This window comes from Streptomyces sp. KR55 (assembly GCF_052245645.1).
Lineage (GTDB): Bacteria > Actinomycetota > Actinomycetes > Streptomycetales > Streptomycetaceae > Streptomyces > Streptomyces flavusporus.
Window position 1 is genome coordinate 1 of sequence record NZ_JBQQCE010000053.1, and the last position, 16,210, is coordinate 16,210.

General features: G+C 68.8%; 17 protein-coding genes and 1 pseudogene. 11 read left to right on the forward strand and 7 right to left on the reverse strand.

Going from position 1 to position 16,210, the window contains the following annotated elements; genetic code table 11:
* The 4 genes from ACTWQJ_RS10545 to ACTWQJ_RS10560 form a co-directional block, all read left to right on the forward strand.
* The coding region (locus tag ACTWQJ_RS10545) for an aldehyde dehydrogenase family protein (protein ID WP_443306369.1) at window positions 1-1,380 on the forward strand (1,380 nt) is incomplete at its 5' end.
* Window positions 1,381-1,593: 213 nt separating this feature from the next.
* Complete coding sequence (locus tag ACTWQJ_RS10550; RefSeq protein ID WP_443306370.1) at window positions 1,594-1,791, forward strand: hypothetical protein; 198 nt, start codon at window positions 1,594-1,596, stop codon at window positions 1,789-1,791.
* Window positions 1,792-1,800: 9 nt separating this feature from the next.
* Window positions 1,801-2,205 (forward strand): type II toxin-antitoxin system VapC family toxin, encoded by a 405-nt coding sequence (locus ACTWQJ_RS10555; protein WP_443306371.1) that lies wholly within the window; start codon window positions 1,801-1,803, stop codon window positions 2,203-2,205.
* 18 nt (window positions 2,206-2,223) lie between these two features.
* The gene (locus ACTWQJ_RS10560; protein ID WP_443306372.1) at window positions 2,224-2,901 is read left to right on the forward strand and encodes an aldehyde dehydrogenase family protein; all 678 of its coding nucleotides are present in this window, start codon (window positions 2,224-2,226) and stop codon (window positions 2,899-2,901) included.
* An 82-nt stretch (window positions 2,902-2,983) separates the two neighbouring features.
* Here ACTWQJ_RS10560 and ACTWQJ_RS10565 read toward each other — a convergent pair whose 3' ends face one another.
* The 5 genes and pseudogenes from ACTWQJ_RS10565 to ACTWQJ_RS10585 all read right to left on the reverse strand — a co-directional run bounded on the left by ACTWQJ_RS10565 (window position 2,984) and on the right by ACTWQJ_RS10585 (window position 7,249).
* Complete coding sequence (locus tag ACTWQJ_RS10565) at window positions 2,984-3,721, reverse strand: hypothetical protein (RefSeq protein ID WP_443306373.1); 738 nt, start codon at window positions 3,719-3,721, stop codon at window positions 2,984-2,986.
* Window positions 3,722-3,967: 246 nt separating this feature from the next.
* Entirely contained in the window at window positions 3,968-4,537 is a 570-nt protein-coding gene (locus ACTWQJ_RS10570) for an HD domain-containing protein (protein ID WP_443306393.1), read from the reverse strand.
* A gap of 24 nt (window positions 4,538-4,561) precedes the next feature.
* Window positions 4,562-5,139: pseudogene (locus ACTWQJ_RS10575) on the reverse strand (GNAT family N-acetyltransferase).
* Between the two features lie 284 nt (window positions 5,140-5,423).
* Window positions 5,424-5,975, reverse strand: a complete 552-nt coding sequence (locus ACTWQJ_RS10580; protein ID WP_443306374.1) for a GNAT family N-acetyltransferase — start codon at window positions 5,973-5,975, stop codon at window positions 5,424-5,426.
* A complete protein-coding gene (locus tag ACTWQJ_RS10585) occupies window positions 5,972-7,249 on the reverse strand; it encodes a hypothetical protein (RefSeq protein WP_443306375.1) in 1,278 nt (425 codons plus the stop codon). The genes ACTWQJ_RS10580 and ACTWQJ_RS10585 overlap by 4 nt, the downstream gene beginning before the upstream one ends.
* A gap of 234 nt (window positions 7,250-7,483) precedes the next feature.
* Here ACTWQJ_RS10585 and ACTWQJ_RS10590 point away from each other — a divergent pair, with 234 nt between their 5' ends.
* The 4 genes from ACTWQJ_RS10590 to ACTWQJ_RS10605 are packed head-to-tail and all read left to right on the forward strand — an operon-like array spanning window position 7,484 to window position 8,580.
* Window positions 7,484-7,876, forward strand: a complete 393-nt coding sequence (locus ACTWQJ_RS10590; RefSeq protein WP_443306376.1) for a hypothetical protein — start codon at window positions 7,484-7,486, stop codon at window positions 7,874-7,876.
* Complete coding sequence (locus ACTWQJ_RS10595; RefSeq protein ID WP_443306377.1) at window positions 7,873-8,097, forward strand: hypothetical protein; 225 nt, start codon at window positions 7,873-7,875, stop codon at window positions 8,095-8,097. Before ACTWQJ_RS10590 ends, ACTWQJ_RS10595 begins: the two co-directional genes overlap by 4 nt.
* A gap of 4 nt (window positions 8,098-8,101) precedes the next feature.
* On the forward strand, window positions 8,102-8,224 hold the full coding sequence (locus tag ACTWQJ_RS10600; RefSeq protein ID WP_443306378.1) for a hypothetical protein: 123 nt from the start codon (window positions 8,102-8,104) through the stop codon (window positions 8,222-8,224).
* A complete protein-coding gene (locus tag ACTWQJ_RS10605) occupies window positions 8,221-8,580 on the forward strand; it encodes a DUF6415 family natural product biosynthesis protein (protein WP_443306379.1) in 360 nt (119 codons plus the stop codon). Before ACTWQJ_RS10600 ends, ACTWQJ_RS10605 begins: the two co-directional genes overlap by 4 nt.
* Window positions 8,581-8,829: 249 nt before the next feature.
* Here the strand turns inward: ACTWQJ_RS10605 and ACTWQJ_RS10610 are convergent, their stop codons facing one another.
* Window positions 8,830-11,649 (reverse strand): glycoside hydrolase family 3 C-terminal domain-containing protein, encoded by a 2,820-nt coding sequence (locus ACTWQJ_RS10610; protein ID WP_443306380.1) that lies wholly within the window; start codon window positions 11,647-11,649, stop codon window positions 8,830-8,832.
* A 370-nt stretch (window positions 11,650-12,019) separates the two neighbouring features.
* Between ACTWQJ_RS10610 and ACTWQJ_RS10615 the strand changes: the two genes are divergently transcribed.
* A complete protein-coding gene (locus ACTWQJ_RS10615; RefSeq protein ID WP_443306381.1) occupies window positions 12,020-13,711 on the forward strand; it encodes an extracellular solute-binding protein in 1,692 nt (563 codons plus the stop codon).
* 27 nt (window positions 13,712-13,738) lie between these two features.
* A complete protein-coding gene (locus ACTWQJ_RS10620) occupies window positions 13,739-14,782 on the forward strand; it encodes an ABC transporter permease (RefSeq protein WP_443306382.1) in 1,044 nt (347 codons plus the stop codon).
* A 35-nt stretch (window positions 14,783-14,817) separates the two neighbouring features.
* Here ACTWQJ_RS10620 and ACTWQJ_RS10625 read toward each other — a convergent pair whose 3' ends face one another.
* A complete protein-coding gene (locus ACTWQJ_RS10625; protein ID WP_443306383.1) occupies window positions 14,818-16,020 on the reverse strand; it encodes an RNA-guided endonuclease InsQ/TnpB family protein in 1,203 nt (400 codons plus the stop codon).
* Window positions 16,021-16,049: 29 nt separating this feature from the next.
* Between ACTWQJ_RS10625 and ACTWQJ_RS10630 the strand changes: the two genes are divergently transcribed.
* A complete protein-coding gene (locus tag ACTWQJ_RS10630) occupies window positions 16,050-16,208 on the forward strand; it encodes an Arc family DNA-binding protein (protein WP_443306384.1) in 159 nt (52 codons plus the stop codon).
* Window positions 16,209-16,210 lie beyond the last annotated feature (2 nt).

The following is a 16,210-nucleotide window of genomic DNA, read 5'->3' on the forward strand; positions in this document are numbered from 1 at the left end:
ACCTCCCCGTGGGACGGCCGCATCGTCGGCAAGGTCAGCGTGCCGACCGCGGCCCAGGTCGAGGAGGCCGTGGCCGCCGCGTACGCCGTCCGGGATTCCTTCGCCGCCACCCCGGCCCACGTCCGCGCCGCCGCCCTCGACCACGTCAGCAAGCGGCTGGTCGAGCGCACCGAGGAGATCGCCCGGCTGATCTCCGCCGAGAACGGCAAGCCGATCAAGTGGGCCCGCGGCGAGGTCGGCCGCGCCGTCTCGGTCTTCCGGTTCGCGGCCGAGGAGGCCCGCCGCTTCAACGGCGGCGAGGCGCAGCGCCTCGACACCGACCTCGGCGGCCAGGGCCGTCTCGCCCTGACCCGGCGCTTCCCGAAGGGCGTCGTGCTCGGCATCGCGCCGTTCAACTTCCCGCTCAACCTGTGCGCCCACAAGGTCGCCCCGGCCATCGCCGCCGGCGCGCCGATCATCCTGAAGCCGGCGCCCGCCACTCCGCTCTCCGGCCTGATCATCGGCGAGCTGCTCGCCGAGACCGACCTCCCGGCCGGCTCCTGGAGCATCCTCCCGGTCCCGAACGAGGCCATGCCCGCCCTGGTCCAGGACGAGCGCCTCCCGGTCATCTCCTTCACCGGTTCCGAGAAGGTCGGCTACGCGATCATGGACTCGGTGCCGCGCAAGCACTGCACCCTGGAGCTGGGCGGCAACGGCGCCGCCGTCGTCCTCGCCGACTACGCCACCGACGAGGACCTCGACTGGGCGGCCACCCGCATCGCCACGTTCTCCAACTACCAGGGCGGCCAGTCCTGCATCTCGGTGCAGCGCGTGATCGCCGACGCGTCCGTGTACGACCGTCTGCTGCCGCGCATCGTCGCCGCGGTCGAGGCCCAGGTCACCGGCGACCCCTCCGACGACACGACGGACGTCGGCCCGCTGGTCAGCGAGGACGCCGCGAAGCGCGTGGAGTCCTGGGTCGACGAGGCGGTGACCGCCGGCGCGAAGCTGCTCACCGGCGGCAAGCGCGACGGCGCCTCCTACGCGCCGACCGTCCTCACCGACGTACCGGCCGACGTCACGATCGCCTGCGAGGAGGTCTTCGGACCCGTCCTCACCGTCCAGAAGGTGGACGGCGAGACCGAGGCGTTCGCCGCCGCCAACGACTCCAAGTACGGCCTCCAGGCAGGCGTGTTCACCCACGACCTCCAGGCCGCCTTCCGCGCCCACCGCGCCCTCGAGGTCGGCGGCGTGGTCATCGGCGACGTACCCTCCTACCGCGCCGACCAGATGCCGTACGGCGGCGCCAAGCAGTCCGGCGTGGGCCGCGAGGGCGTGAAGTTCGCGATGGACGACTACACGTACGAGCGCGTCCTGGTCCTCACCGGCCTGGCACTCTGACGACACCCACGGGCCGACGGCCGGAGCCTGCTGTGCGGGGGCTTCGGCCGTTGTCGTACGTCCCCAATCTGATGTGGGGAAACTGTCGAATTCTGGCTCGTTCCCGTGTGGCGCTGGCAGGCCGCGCTGGAGAAAGTCCGCTCTGGCCGCAGGACTGCGGCCGTATTATGAGCTGTAGCAGGCAGTGACCGGTATCAGCGGGGAGGTCTCTTCATGAGTGCAGCGGAAACTGAGCGCCCGATCCTCCCGCCGATCCGGCCCAGGCTGACGGTCGAGGAACTGCTGGCCGCGAAGAACACCCAGCCGATCCGCTCCCTCGATGACCTGAAGGCGGACACCTTCGAGTCCGACGAGGAGCTGGAGGAGTTCATCGCCTTCACCTACGCCGAGCGTCGGCGCGACGTCGCCTGAGCGGCTGCGATGCAACCCGTCATCCTCGACACCGACGTCGCCTCCCGGACTCACAAGGGCAAGCTCACTGGCCCGCTGGCCACCCGCCTGATCGGCCGCAAGCCGCTGATCACTTTCGTCACCTACGGCGAGCTCACCCAGTGGACCGAGATCCGCGACTGGGGCAGCCTCCGCCGCCAGGAACTCGCCGACTGGCTCTCCGGCATCCCCATCCTGCCCGGTGATGAGGCCGTCGCCGCCACCTGGGGCAAACTGTCCGCCGCCGGAAGGAAGGCCGGGAAGCCGCAGCCTGTCAACGACATGTGGATCGCCGCCTGCTGCCTCACCTACGACCTGCCGCTCGCGACCTTGAATCTCAAGGATTACGAGTACTTCAAGGAGATGCACGGCTTGCGCATCCTCGGAGAGGAATAGCCTCACGCAAACAGGCCGTTGACGGCGACACCGGAGAATTCCAGCGGACACGCACGCGCGCCGATTCGCCGTCAAGTCGCAGGCTTACCAGTTGGAGGCGGCCAGTCCTGCATCTCGGTGCAGCGCGTGATCGCCGACGCGTCCGTGTACGACCGTCTGCTGCCGCGCATCGTCGCCGCGGTCGAGGCCCAGGTCACCGGCGACCCCTCCGACGACACGACGGACGTCGGCCCGCTGGTCAGCGAGGACGCCGCGAAGCGCGTGGAGTCCTGGGTCGACGAGGCGGTGACCGCCGGCGCGAAGCTGCTCACCGGCGGCAAGCGCGACGGCGCCTCCTACGCGCCGACCGTCCTCACCGACGTACCGGCCGACGTCACGATCGCCTGCGAGGAGGTCTTCGGACCCGTCCTCACCGTCCAGAAGGTGGACGGCGAGACCGAGGCGTTCGCCGCCGCCAACGACTCCAAGTACGGCCTCCAGGCAGGCGTGTTCACCCACGACCTCCAGGCCGCCTTCCGCGCCCACCGCGCCCTCGAGGTCGGCGGCGTGGTCATCGGCGACGTACCCTCCTACCGCGCCGACCAGATGCCGTACGGCGGCGCCAAGCAGTCCGGCGTGGGCCGCGAGGGCGTGAAGTTCGCGATGGACGACTACACGTACGAGCGCGTCCTGGTCCTCACCGGTCTGGCACTCTGACGACACCCACGGGCCGACGGCCGGAGCCTGCTGTGCGGGGGCTTCGGCCGTTGTCGGGGGCGGGCGCCCTGGTCATCCCTTGTCAACCGTGGTGGCCCGGGCGGGGGCGCATCAACCGCAGATCCTCGCCCCAGGCGTCCAGCGTGGACCCATGGCCGGCGTCCCGGGCCACCACCTCAACCTGTGCGAAAAGCCGTCGCTGCACGTCCACGTCACCAGTGCCCGCGATCTGTCCGATCGTGGCCAGCAACACGCCCGTGTTCCATTCCGGCAGAGGGAACCTTTCCAGTTCCCACTCCAGGTACTTGTTGTAGGGGCGCGGACGACGATCGAGGGCGAACAGCAGCTCCAGCAGGAAGCCGATGCTGTCGGCCGCATCGAGGCGTGCGGCGAGCGGGTGGCCGTCGCGGGCGTTCTTGACCGACCGATAGAGGGAGTTGGCGTAGGCATCCAGCCAACCAGCTGCCGCTCGCGACGCCTCACCGACATCGAGTCGTCTCTTGGCGGCGATGATCTTTGCGATCTCACCGTCAAGCCTGTCGAACAGGACGCGGCCCCGAGCGAGGGCATACCGCTCCCAGCCACCGAGCCGACGGAAGCTGTCCACCGTCACGACCATGAGGTCCAGCTCGGCGGAACGATGACCATCGAGACCTGCGAGGTCGGTGTTCGCGTCGTCGGTGAGGATGACATAGACATCGTGATCGGACTGCTCGGTGGCCATGTCGTCGTGGGCATGTGAGCCCTTGAGAACAAGCCCGACGACGTCAGGGTCAGCGACGGCTCGGGCGACGAACGCTTCATAGGTCAGCGGCTGCACGTGGTGATCTCCAGTCGGTTCGACGGGTGAGCATGCCTTGCCGCCCTCGCCGTCACACCGACAGGAGGGGGCCGCTCCGTCTGCGGCGGCCATTGCGCCGCCGCCCTGAAGATCAACGCACGTCCGGCACCCTACCCAGCCCTGGCAGTTACTGACAGCCCCTTTTCTTCTGTGCAGCTACTGCTTTGCGGCGCAGTCGGCGAAGTGGGGGCCGGGCGTGAAGCAGCAGAGTCACAGCGCCTGGCGTCAGCCCTTCTCGCCCATCGCGGCGCGGAGCCAGTCCAACGACCCCGTCTCCAGCACTGTGTCAGCGATCGCCTGCCCTGACTTGGTGACGATCCGGCCGCGGCTGTTGTCGATCCACCGCTGAGCGTTGACGTAGCCCTGGTCCCGGTACTCGATGCCCTGGATCATGCACTCCAGCTTGTCGGCATCGCGGGCGCAGACAGCTTCCAGGGACTCCTTTGCTTCGTACTCGGCGACCAGTTCTTGCACGACCTGGGCCAGTCCCTCGGGCATACCCGAGACCTGGTCTGCCGTGATGTCCCGCGGGTCGGCTTCGCCCTCGGTGTACTTCTTGCCGAGATGGTTCACGTCCCCGGTACGCGTTTCCTGGGAGTCGTGCCACACCGCGAGGAACGCTGCCCGGGCCGGGTCGGCGCCTTCGAGCTTCGCGATGATCGTTGCGATCAGGGACGTCCGCCACGAGTGATCAGCGACTGATTCCGGGTCCTTGACACCCGCCATCCACCATCCAGTCCGCTTGGTCTGCTTCAGCGTTCCCGCTTCGAACAGAAAGCGCGCAACCGCCTTCATCTCCTCGGACACCGTCGGCTCCTCTCACGCAGAACGGCTACAGCGCCTACCTCGGCGCAGCTCGCGGACCATGCAGTTGTACAGCGGCGCCTCCTCCCACGGATGGGACACACCGACCTTCCGGTACCCCCAAGCCGCGTAGGCGGACTGGGCCGGCGCCGCCTCCGGCTCGGCCGCATCGTCAGCGTGATCCGCTCGGCGCCCAGGCATTCGAGGAGCCGGGCGTGGAGCTCGGCGGCGATGCCGCGCCGACGCCACGGCTTCCGTACTGCGAGTTCGGTGATCACGAACGTACGCCGGCCATCCTCGCGGGTGAAGTCGTCCGGGAGAGTGACGTCCTGGAGGTTCTTCCACCAGCGGGTGTCAGGGGCGAGGTAGTAGCCGTAGGTGAATCCGACGACGTTCTCCTCCTCGCGGGCGAGGACGAGGCGCATGCCGGGACGCTGGGCCTGCACCTGGTAGTGGTCGATGAACTCGGCGACGTCGCGGGGTCCCTCGCAGTAGGGCGGCTCGACGTAGACCTCCTCGTAGGCGGGGAGGAACGTGTCAAGCTGGGCGGCTGCGTCCGGTCCCTCGTAGCGCTCGTACGTGATCTCGGTCATCAGGCTGCTTCCCTCTCGTCCGAGTAGTCCCTCAGCGTGCCGGCGGCCTCGCCCCTCCCCCCCCGCGTCCCCGGGCTGCCTGATGAAATGCCGCCCGCGACCGGTCGTGTCTCGCGCGCGGGCGCGGGTGCGCGCGGGCACCGCGTCCCACCGGCACCGCGCCCGGTTCATCAGGGAACGTCCCATGCGCGCGTAACCGGTTCCGCCCCCTCCCGCGCGTGAGGGCAGTCGACGTCCGCGACCGGTCGCTACGCCCCTACGCGCGCGAGGTGCTTGCCCGGTGTTCAGCGCAGGTCGAGCAGCATTACGTCATGGAGGTCCGCACCCTCCCACGGTTGCGCCTCGCCGACCTTCCGGTACCCCCACGTCCGGTACGCGGCCGCCGCCTCGCTGTCCGGGTGGACGTTGAGCAGCACCCGCTCGGCCTCGATGCCGTCGAGCAGGGTCTCGTGCAGGCGCCGCGCGATGCCCTGCCCGCGCCACGGTCCGCGCACGGCAAGTTCCATGAGCCCGAAGGTGCGGTTTCCGTCCTCGCGCCGCATGTCGTCGGGTACAGGCTCGGTCAGTTGGTCCCACCACCGGGTGTTCGGACCGAGCGGGTAGCCGTACGCCATGCCGACCGGCTCGCCGTCCTCGGTACGGGCCAGGGCGCCGCGGAAGGTGGCTTTTCGGGTCTGGGAGCGGAAGCGGCGGAAAGCGGCCGCGACGTCGTCGGCGGTCTCGTCGTACGGCGGTTCCGCGAACGCCTCGGCGTAGATCAGCCTGAACGCGTCCTCGGCCTGAGCCGCGGCCGGTCCGTCCATGCGCTCTATCCCGATGGTCCCTTGCTGCGTCATGTGGTGCCTCCTCGGACGGCTTCGCGGATGCGCTCGCCGCACTCGCGCGCCACAGCACTGTCGACCTTGGCCGCGGACCTCTGAAACTCCCGGATCTTGCCGAGCAGGCGAGGAGAGGAGATCCCGCCGCACGCGGCGAGAACGGCGCTCATCTCCGCGCACGCTTCGTCGACCTCCCCGGCGTCGAGGAGTACACCCGCGAGTTTCACGCGGTACGAGGCGCTGTTGCGGGCGAGGTCGCCGCCGATACCGCGCACTGCGGCGCGCAGGAACGGCACGGCGCGTCTGGGCTGCTCGGCCCGCACGTACATGTCCGCTGTGGCGTAGTCGACCTCGAACGGGCCCACGAACCGCGCCCAGCTGGGCACCTCGGCGTCGGTGTCCGCGCGCCCCTGGTGACTGACGGCCCGGCTCAGGGCACGGCGCGCCCCGGCGAGGTCTCCCGTGTGGGTGGCCACGTTGGCATCCCGGAGCGCGATCACCAGGTGCACCGTGTGTCCGGCATCCGCGCGCGTGGCGAGCCAGTAGGCGTTCTCGACCGCGCTCGCGGCCTCCCACGCCCGGTCTGCCTTGATCGCGAGGAGTACAAGCGTCTCCAGCACGGAGACCTGTAGCAACGGGTTGTCGACGAGTTGCGCCGCCGCGAGTGCTTCCATGCAGGCGGCGCGCCCCTGATCGATACGCCCGCCGTCGTAGCCGTACCACGCCCGGTGGCCGTGCAGTTCGGCGAGCATCGTCTCCAGCTCACGGCCGATGCGGCTGGTGTACGAGGCGGCCCTGAGGGCACCCGTGATCTCGCCTTCGATGCGGCTCGCTTGCGTCATGGCCGGCACGCTGCCCGCCGTGTGGTCCGTCTGGTACAGGCCGTCGAGCCTCGCACGCAGCCGGGCGATGTCGGCCGTGCCGACCCTTGGGCCCGGCCGGGCAGGAACAAGGGCCGCCGCGGCGAGCGCCCCGGCGTCGGCGACGAACGTCCTCCGCTTCACCTCTTCAGGGTCACTGATCGGCGCCGAAACCGTCACACGATGTGCAGGGACGTCGAACCCCATCTCGGCGAGCGGTACGCCGAACATGGCCTCCAACACGGTCTGCTGACTGGGGTGGGGGAGCGGCGGGGGCTTCTCGCGCTCCCAACGGCGGAGCTGCCGCACGCTCACCGACGCGTCGACACCGAGGTGCGCGGCTTCCCATGCGAACGCCGTCACGAAGGATTCTTGCGTGTACCCGGCGGCATGCCGTAACCGCGCCAGTCTGCTCACGCTCGTGTCGGCCATGCGTTTCCCCCTGCGACCACGGACTGCCCTCTCACGGTAGTGACTTGGCCTATACAGCGAAGGCGAAAGCGTCCGCCCAAACGTCCGGTCGCTCGTTGCCCGCAGCGCCGCCCGAGCCGGTGCACTGGTCCTACACCACTTCAGCACCCGTTCTGAGCTGCGGAGAGGACGCACGCATGCCGCCGCCGAAGACGCTTTCCCCGGCCATCAGCCCCCAAGGAGAGAGCAACAACGATGCAACACAGCCCCACATGGACCCGCAACCTCAGCGAGCCGAAGCTACTCGCGGCCGGTGAGGACTGGGACGCCGTCCGCGTGTCGGCCGACGTAGCGGTGCGCGCGGTCCGCGACTTGGAGGCACGCGGCTTTCCGGTCGGGCCGGTGTTGCACGACCTGTGCAGCGAACAGGCGTACTTCCTCACCCCACCCGGCACCGCGCAGGACTGGGAGCAGGACGGAACGCGAGCGCTCGGCTCGGGCTCATGGGTCGTCCTTGCCCCGCCCGGGTGGGACGGCCTGTTGCGGTGGGTGCGCGACCCGACGGACGGCCCCGCCCATACCCCGGCCGACGACCTCGCAGCCGCCCTGGCCGACGCCATGGCCACGGCAGAGGAGGCGGCGCGGTGAACCACGCAGAACCGGTCCGCTACGCCGGGCCGAGCCCACTCGAGAAGAGCGGCTACCGCACGGGACTGCACTGGAACACCAACAGCCGCGCCCGCGCGCGGGCTGCCGACACGTCGCCGTGGGGGGAGGGGACGACAACTCCGCGCGTACTGCTCAACGGAGCGAAAGTCGGCCGGGTTCTCACGGAGTGCTTCAACTACGTCAGAGACCCCGAGGGGTGAGCCGATGACCCGGCAGGCAATCACTCACCCCCGGACCGAGGACGTCGCCGCCTGGCTGCTTCAGGCGGCCCGGAACGAGCGTGCGCACGGCCATTCCCGCATGGCGCAGATGGAGGGGACGCGTTGACGGACACGGACGAGCGGCCCGTCGACGTCGCCACGACAAGGCGGCACTACGAGGCTGGATTTCAGTGCACGTCCTACGCGGAGGCGGAGCGGCTGCACGATCACCTGGTCGGCGACATGCGGCGTCTCATCCCGGAGGTGGAAGCGCTGAGGCCAGGCGTGCAGGGCGACGGGCTCTCCCTGCTGGAACTCGTCATCAGACGGGCTCGCGAGCACCTGGAGATGGAACCCGAGACGTGGCAGTCGGCGCCTGTCGCCCAGGTCTACGACCTCGCCACCTGCACCCGGGCGTTGCTGACGCTCTACGAGTTCCCGGGCCTGGTCAGCGAGGCCCCCACAAATCCCGTCGGCATGTGACGTGCCGGAGGGTCTGACCTCCGGCGGTCCGCCTTCCTCTCCGGGCGGCCGCAGCTGTCTCGTGCATGTACAACTCGCAGCCGAGCAGACGCTGTGCACATTGCAGTTCGCGTGGAAACCTCTGGCTAATGGGAACCATTTTCATATACGGTGGGGCCCGACGACGCAAGCTCGCCGTCCCCGAAGGGGCCCGGCACCGATGCCTTCCGGTGCCGGGCCCCCTTCTCTGCGTCGGCCTGGTCCGGACCCTCAACCGGAGAAGCCGACGTGCGCGAGCCGTAGTGGGCCGCGCAGTCTGAGATGGACGTCGTGCACGCCCTCGGCGACGATGCCGGCGTCCACGGTGGTGTAGTCGTACGGCCCCGAGGGGGGCGTCTGCAAAGTCGCCAGGGTCGGTCCGCCGTCCAGGGACAGCTCGATCGTGCCCTCGCCCGCCACCTGCACGGACACCTCCGTCACGCCGGCCCTGAAGTCGCAGGCACGGTAGATCAGTTCGCCGGTCCCGTCCGCCGCCGGCGTCACCGCGTCGCCGGACGTCTTCGTCCGGTCGACGATCTCGATGCCGCTCTGCTCGTCGAAGTCGGCCGCGTCCAGGCCGAGTTCGGTGACGGGGCGTGGCGTGGTGGGCTCACCGGTGAGCGTCACGGTCGCGCGAAGGCGGATGTCCTCGCTGGAGGCGCCGACCAGGACGTCGTACGGGCCCGGCTCCAGACGCCAGCTGCCGTGGGCGACGTCCCAGAACTCGAAGGCGGTCAGCGGCAGTTCGAAGGCCAGCGCCGCCGTCGCGCCGGGGGCGAGCCTCACCCGCCGGTGCCCGAGCAGCTCGCGGCGCGGCCGGACCACCGACGGATCGGTGGCGCGCGCGTACAGCTGGGCGACCTCGTCGGCGGTCATGTCGCCGGTGTTGGTGACGGTGAACGAGATGTGGGCGGTGTTGCCCTCGATGCGGGCCTGCACATCCGCGTACGAGAAGGACGCGTAGGAGAGGCCGTGGCCGAAGGGGAACAGTGGTGTCCCCTCGAAGTACAGGTAGGTCTGCCGGCCGCCGATCACGTCGTAGTCGAGGAGGTCGGGCAGGTCGGCGTCGTCGGCGTACCAGGTCTGCGGCAGGCGTCCGGCGGGGGAGACGTCACCGGCCAGGACGCGGGCGAGGGCGGTGCCGGCGGCCTGGCCGCCGTGCGCTGTCCAGAGCACGGCCGGGAGGCGGCCCGGGTCGATCGCGTACGGGTAGGCGGAGACCAGCGTCAGCACCGTGCGCGGGTTGGCCGTGCGGGCGGCGCGCAGCAGGCGTTCCTGGTGGGCGGGCAGTCGCAGTGTCGTACGGTCCTCCGTCTCACGGCCGTTGATGTGCGGGTCGTTGCCCGCGATCACCAGGACCACGTCCGCCTCCGCGGCGGCCCGCGCCACCGCGTCCTCGCCGCGCTCGGCGACGACCAGTTCGAAGATCTCCGGGTTCTCCTCGGCAACCTTCACGCCGTCGGCGGCGACAGAGACGGGGTGGCCCGTGCCCAGGTGCCTGAGGAGGTGACCGTTCTCGTGGGGTTCCAGGCGGAATGTCTCCTGGACGACCCAGCCGCCGGGCTGGTCGGCGGAGGCGCGCAGGTAGCCGTCGTCGGCGACGGAGAGGTAGCGGCCGTCCGGTGCGCGCAGGGTGAGGATGTCCTCGCCCCAGTCGACGAGGGCGAACTCCGTGCCGGTGGCGTCGGTGGTCAGCGGCGGGAGGTCGGTGCGGCCGGCGAGCAGCGCCGGGTCGAGGGCGCCCTCGGCGCCGCGGACCTGGTCGTCGGCCTCCTCGGCGGGCGGCACATGGAGGAAGGTGCCGTCGCCCGCCCTGAGCAGCACCCGGTCCACGCCCTCCGCGAACTGCACACGCTCGGCGCCGAACCGCTCGTACAGGCCTTCCAGAGGTGTGGACCGGTGCAGGAGGGTGCCGCTGTACCAGTCGAGCTTGCACTCGTCGGCGAGCAGACCGACGACCGCGATGCGGGTGTCGGGGGCGAGTGGGAGCAGATCGTCGTTCCGGAGCAGGACGATCGCCTGCTCGGCGGCCTCCTGGGCGAGCGCACGGTGCTCAGGGGTGTCGAAGGCGCCGATTTCGTCGTATCCGTCGAACTCGCCGAGCCGGAAGCGGACCGAGAGCTGGCGGCGGACGGCGGAATCGATGTCGGCCTCGGTCAACAGGCCCTGAGTCAGGGCGCCTTGGACGCGCGCGACGATCTTCGTGCTGTCCGTGCCGTGGTCGGTGAAGCTGTCCACGCCGGCGAGCAGCGCGGCAGCGGTCGCCTCCTCGTGCGTGTCGTAGTAGTGCTCGAAGTCGACCAGGTTGGAGGGCGCGCCCGCGTCCGAGCAGACCAGCAGGTCCTCGTCGGTCCAGGTGCGCAGGTGCTCGCGCAGATACGGCGAGACATGGTTCGGGCGGCCGTTGACCAGGTTGTAGGCCGGCATCACCCCGGCCACCGCGCCCGCCTCGACGGTCTCGCGGAAGGCCCGCAGGTCGTACTCGTGCAGCACGCGCGGGCGGACGGACGACGACGAGGTCGCCCGGTCCGTCTCGTTGTTGTGCGCGAGCCAGTGCTTGAGGACGGGCGCGGTGCGCCAGTACGTGGGGTGGTCGCCGCGCAGGCCGAGGGTGTAGGCGATGGCGATCGCCGAGGTCAGCTTGGGGTCCTCGGAGTAGCCCTCCTCGTTACGGCCCCACAGCGGGTGGCGCAGCAGATTCACCGTCGGCGACCAGACGTTGAGGCCGACCCGCTCGTCCTGGGCACGCATCGCGCGCACCTCCCTGGACACCGCGTCGCCGACCCGGCGTACGAGATCCGGATTCCAGGTCGCGCCCAGGCCCACCGCCTGCGGGAACACCGTCGCCGGGCCCATCCAGGCAACTCCGTGCAGCGCCTCCTGTCCGGTGCGGAAGGCTGCGATGCCGAGCCGTTCGACGGCGGGCGCGAACTGGTGCAGGAAGGAGACCTTTTCGTCGAGGGTGAGTCGCGACAGCAGATCGTCGATGCGCTTCGCGAACGGCAGGTGCGGATCGCGGAAAGGCGGCGTAGGCGGCGTTTGTGCGGTCACGTGGGGTTCCCCTTGCGATGGAGCGGCGAGGCGCTTTCGAAGCGCTTCGATGCTCATTCGGCGTACGGGCGGGTGTCAAGACACCTCGGGGCAACAACTCCGGCTCCCCGTCGACATTGCATGGCGCATATGAGGTCGGTTCGATACCCCAAACCTCGGAGGAATGTTGGGAGCGACCCTTGTGCACCCCCGGGTGTTCACTTAACCTCGCAGCAACATCGAAGCGCTTCGACGGCGAGGGCCCTGCCGCCGGGAGGTGCGCATTCCTCGCATTCGTCGGAGCACCGCTTCAGCTCAGCCAGTTCCACTCGAGACACCGCAGCCGACGGCCACCGCCGGGTGTCCTGGTGCGCCACGAAGGGTTGACGCAATGACGCCGAACGCCGCTTCCGCCTCCTCCGCCCCGAGCCGGAGAAACTTCCTCGCCTCCACGGCGGTCGCCGCCGTCGCGGTGGGCGGGGGAATGCCGCTGCTGGCCGCCTGTGGCGGTTCGGGCGGCGGGTCGCGTGAGGGAACCACGTCGGGCAAGGACGCCAAGAAGCTGCTGCCGGCGTACGTGGCCAGCAACGTGGTGACGCCGGACATCCCGGCCAAGAACGGCTCCGCAGCCGGCTTCATCAGCAAGGTGGACCTCGCGGAGCTGAAGACCTCGGTGCCGAAGAAGCTCGGCAAGGGCGGCAAAGTCACCATCATGTCGCCGTTCTGGGGCTCCCCGCCGAAGGGCGACAACGCCTACTACCGGGCCATGAACGACCTGATCGGCGTCGACGTCCAGTGGCAGAACCAGGACGGCAACACCTACGACCAGAAGCTCGGCGCGGTCCTCGCCTCCAGCGACGTGCCGGACGTCGTGGTCGTCCCCGGCTGGAACATGGGCGGGAAGATACCCAGCGCCATCATCAGCAAGTTCGCCGACCTCGGTCCCTACCTCTCCGGGGACAAGGTCAAGGAGTACCCGAACCTCGCGGCGATCCCGACGGACGCCTGGCGGCGCTCCATCTTCGGCGGCAAGCTGCGCGGCCTGCCGATGCCGGCGCCGTCCGCCCCCTCCATGGTGCCCCTGTACCGGCAGGACATCTTCGAGAAAGAGGGCTACGAAGTCCCGAAGTCCTGCGACGAGTTCATGGCCCTGGCCAAGGAGATCACCAACGCCAAGGCCAAGCGGTGGGCCTGCCTGGACATGAAGTGGACCGCCTTCCAGGCCTTCGGTGTGCTCTCGGGCGCCGAGAAGCCGCTCGGCTGGAATCTCGTCGACGGCAAGCTCGTCTACCGCGTCGAGACCGAGGAGTTCCTCGAGGCGCTGGAGTGGTCCCGCAAGCTCTTCGCCGCCGGGGTCGTCCACCCCGACTCCAAGATGGGCAAGAACGCCCCCGACCCGGGCCCCAAGTTCGCGGCGGGCGAGTTCCTGATCTACCCCAACAACATCTCCCAGTGGTGGAGCCGCACCGCCGAACAGGCCACCCAGAACCCGGACTTCAAGATCTGGGGCATGGACGTCTGGGGCCACGACGGCGGCAACCCCACCCTGTGGGCCGAACAGCCCGCCGGCATCTTCGCCTTCGTCAACAAGAAGGCCTCCGAGTCGGTCATCCGCGACGTGCTGGCCGTCGCCAACGTCACCGCGGCGCCGTACGGCACCAAGGAGTACATGATGACCAACTACGGCGTCGAAGGCACCCACTACACCGTCAAGGACGGCGTCCCCACCAAGACCGACCAGGGCAACATCGACGTGCTGAACGCCTACGTCATGGTCGCGAGCCCCGCCGCGACCCTCGCGCACCCCGACTTCCCCGAGGTCGCCAAGGGCCAGGTCGAGTGGGAGCAGCGGATGGGCGCCTTCGCCAAGAAGTCCTCCTTCTGGGGCATGCAGATCACCGAGCCCGCCCGCTACACCAACCTCTCCAACGACTTCGAGCAGCTGGAGGACGACATCGTCCGCGGCCGCAAGAAGATCAGCGACATGCAGCAGGCCGTCTCCGACTGGAAGAGCAAGGGCGGCGACAAGCTCCGCGACTGGTACCAGAAGATCCTCGACGAGAACGGCAGCGCGGCCAACTGATCCGGGGTTCGAGGCAAGGAGAAGGCCGTGTCCCACAGCACGGTGCCTCGGAGCAGGGCCGAGGCGAAGAGGAAGACTCCGCGTGAGGAGACTCCGGTGGCGTCCGGCGGCGCCACCGGGTCCGAGGGGAAGCGTTCATCGGGGAAGCTGAGCCTCAAGGTCAGGTTCAGACGCGACCGGCTGCTGCTCCTGATGACGCTGCCGGCCGTCCTGCTGGTCCTGCTCTTCAACTACGTGCCGATCCTCGGCAACGTCGTCGCCTTCCAGGAGTACGACCCCTACATCAGCGACAACGGCATCGTCTCCATCCTGAACAGCCCCTTCGTGGGCCTGGAGAACTTCCAGCGGATCTTCGAGGACTCGGCCTTCTGGAACGCCGTCCAGAACACGCTGATCCTGTTCTTCCTCCAGCTCGTGCTGTTCTTCCCCATCCCGATCCTGCTCGCGCTGCTCATCAACAGCGTGGTCCGGCCCAGGGTGAGGGCGGTCTCGCAGGCGATCCTCTACCTGCCGCACTTCTTCTCCTGGGTGCTGGTCATCGCCGTCTTCCAGCAGCTGTTCGGCGGCGCCGGGATCTTCTCCCAGCTGCTGCGCCAACACGGCTACGACGGTCTCGACTTCATGACCGACCCGAACACCTTCCCGCTGCTGATCACCGCGCAGAGCGTCTGGAAGGACGCCGGCTGGGGGATCATCGTCTTCCTTGCCGCGCTGGCCTCGGTGAACCCGGACCTGTACGAGGCCGCCGCGATGGACGGCGCGGGGCGGTGGCGCCGGATGTGGCATGTCACGTTGCCTGCGCTGCGTCCGGTGATTGCTTTGTTGCTGGTGTTGCGCGTCGGTGATGCGCTGACGGTCGGGTTCGAACAGATCCTTCTGCAGCGTGATGCCGTCGGACCGGGTGCGGCGGAAGTCCTCGACACCTTCGTGTGGTGGAACGGCGTGCGCAACCAGGACTTCAGCTACGCGGCCGCCGCCGGCTTGATCAAGGGTGTCGTCAGCCTCGGACTGGTCCTCGCCGCGAACAAGGTGGCCCATCTCATGGGCGAGCAGGGGGTGTACAAGAATTGACTGCTCCTCTCCTTGAAGGGGTGAGGATTCCTGGCTCAGGCCGCCTCCTGGAGCGGCGCTCCAGGAGGTCTCACGCCTTCGACACCAGCCGGGGTCAGACCAGCCCGGACGAGCATCACGTGGGCGGAGTTCTTGTCCCTGGAGGACACAGTTCCGCAGGCGATGCAGGTGTACGTACGTTCCGAAAGAGGAAGTGCGTGCTTGGTTCTCGCTCCGCACATTGCGCAGTCCATGGTGGTGTGCGCGGGGTGCACGAGGCGGACGTCGCGCCCGTGCTTGCGGCCCATCTCGATCAGGGCTTGCTTGGTTGCCCCGATAGCGGCATCCGCTGCCTTCCGGGCCATTGTCGATTTGGCGAGGAACTTGGGCTGGAAGTCCTCCACGGCGATCGCGTCGTGGTCGGTCACGACCTTCTTCGCCCACTTGCGGGCGGTGTCCTGTCGCTGGCGGGCGATCTTCTTGCAGGTCTTCGCCCTCAGTCTCTTCGCCTCGCGGTATCCCTTCGAGCCGCACTGCCTCCTCTTCGGCTTGCGACGGGCCATCATCCGGTCGTACCGGGTCAGTTTTGCCCTGGCCTTCAGACCGTACTGGGAATGGGGCAGGTCGTGGGCGTCGCTGGTGGTGGTCGCCGTTTCCGTCACGCCCCAGTCGATACCGATCGCCTGCCCCGTAGTAGGGAGCGGCTGGACGTGGGCGGCTACGACGAAAGAGGCGTACCAGTGTCCAACGCTGTCCTGGTACACCCGCACCGAGGAGGGATCGGCGGGCAAGTCCCGCGACCACACCACGGTCACAGAGATGCCGCCCGCGAGATGCAGGCGGCCGTCCTTGAGACGGAAGCCACGGCGGGTGTAATTCAGGGTGGGCAGCGCCTCGTGCTTTTTCTTGAACTTGGGCATCCCGGCGCGGCGGTGCATCGGAAGCCGCTCCTTGATGTCCTTGAGGGCCTTCGCGCGGGACTTGCTGAAGTCTCGAATCACCTGCTGCTGAGGAACCGAACAGCCGTCGGCCAGCCATGGGGTCATGGCCCGGGCTTCAGTCAGCATTCTGTCCAGGCGGGCCGGGCCGCACGTCTCGCCGTCGGCGTGGGCTTTCTTCGAGCGGGCCACGCATTCGTTCCAGATCCAACGGCAGCGGTCCGACTCCGCGAGAAGTGCGGTGCGGGCCTTCGACGACATGCGAAGTCGGTAGGTGTACCGGGCGTGCCCGGTCTCCTTGACCAGCTGTGGTGTCGTCATGACACCACGCTAGCACTACAGTTGAGGTCATGGACCATGAAGTTCGCATCACACTCCGACTGCCTGCCGACCTCCACACCTGGCTGGTCACTCAGGCCAAGTCCTCGCGCAGGTCTCTCAACTCCGAGATCGTCTATCGCCTGGAGGGGGAGCGCGCCGTCACTGAGGTGGGCAGCGATTCACCCTGACG

Bases quoted from the DNA above. Each gene is read 5' to 3' on its own strand.
- ACTWQJ_RS10550 (WP_443306370.1), top strand. From the start codon at position 1,594: ATGAGTGCAGCGGAAACTGAGCGCCCGATCCTCCCGCCGATCCGGCCC.
- ACTWQJ_RS10555 (WP_443306371.1), top strand. From the start codon at position 1,801: ATGCAACCCGTCATCCTCGACACCGACGTCGCCTCCCGGACTCACAAG.
- ACTWQJ_RS10570 (WP_443306393.1), bottom strand. From the start codon at position 4,537: ATGAAGGCGGTTGCGCGCTTTCTGTTCGAAGCGGGAACGCTGAAGCAG.
- ACTWQJ_RS10580 (WP_443306374.1), bottom strand. From the start codon at position 5,975: ATGACGCAGCAAGGGACCATCGGGATAGAGCGCATGGACGGACCGGCC.
- ACTWQJ_RS10585 (WP_443306375.1), bottom strand. From the start codon at position 7,249: ATGGCCGACACGAGCGTGAGCAGACTGGCGCGGTTACGGCATGCCGCC.
- ACTWQJ_RS10590 (WP_443306376.1), top strand. From the start codon at position 7,484: ATGCAACACAGCCCCACATGGACCCGCAACCTCAGCGAGCCGAAGCTA.
- ACTWQJ_RS10600 (WP_443306378.1), top strand. From the start codon at position 8,102: ATGACCCGGCAGGCAATCACTCACCCCCGGACCGAGGACGTCGCCGCC.
- ACTWQJ_RS10615 (WP_443306381.1), top strand. From the start codon at position 12,020: ATGACGCCGAACGCCGCTTCCGCCTCCTCCGCCCCGAGCCGGAGAAAC.
- ACTWQJ_RS10625 (WP_443306383.1), bottom strand. From the start codon at position 16,020: ATGACGACACCACAGCTGGTCAAGGAGACCGGGCACGCCCGGTACACC.
- ACTWQJ_RS10630 (WP_443306384.1), top strand. From the start codon at position 16,050: ATGGACCATGAAGTTCGCATCACACTCCGACTGCCTGCCGACCTCCAC.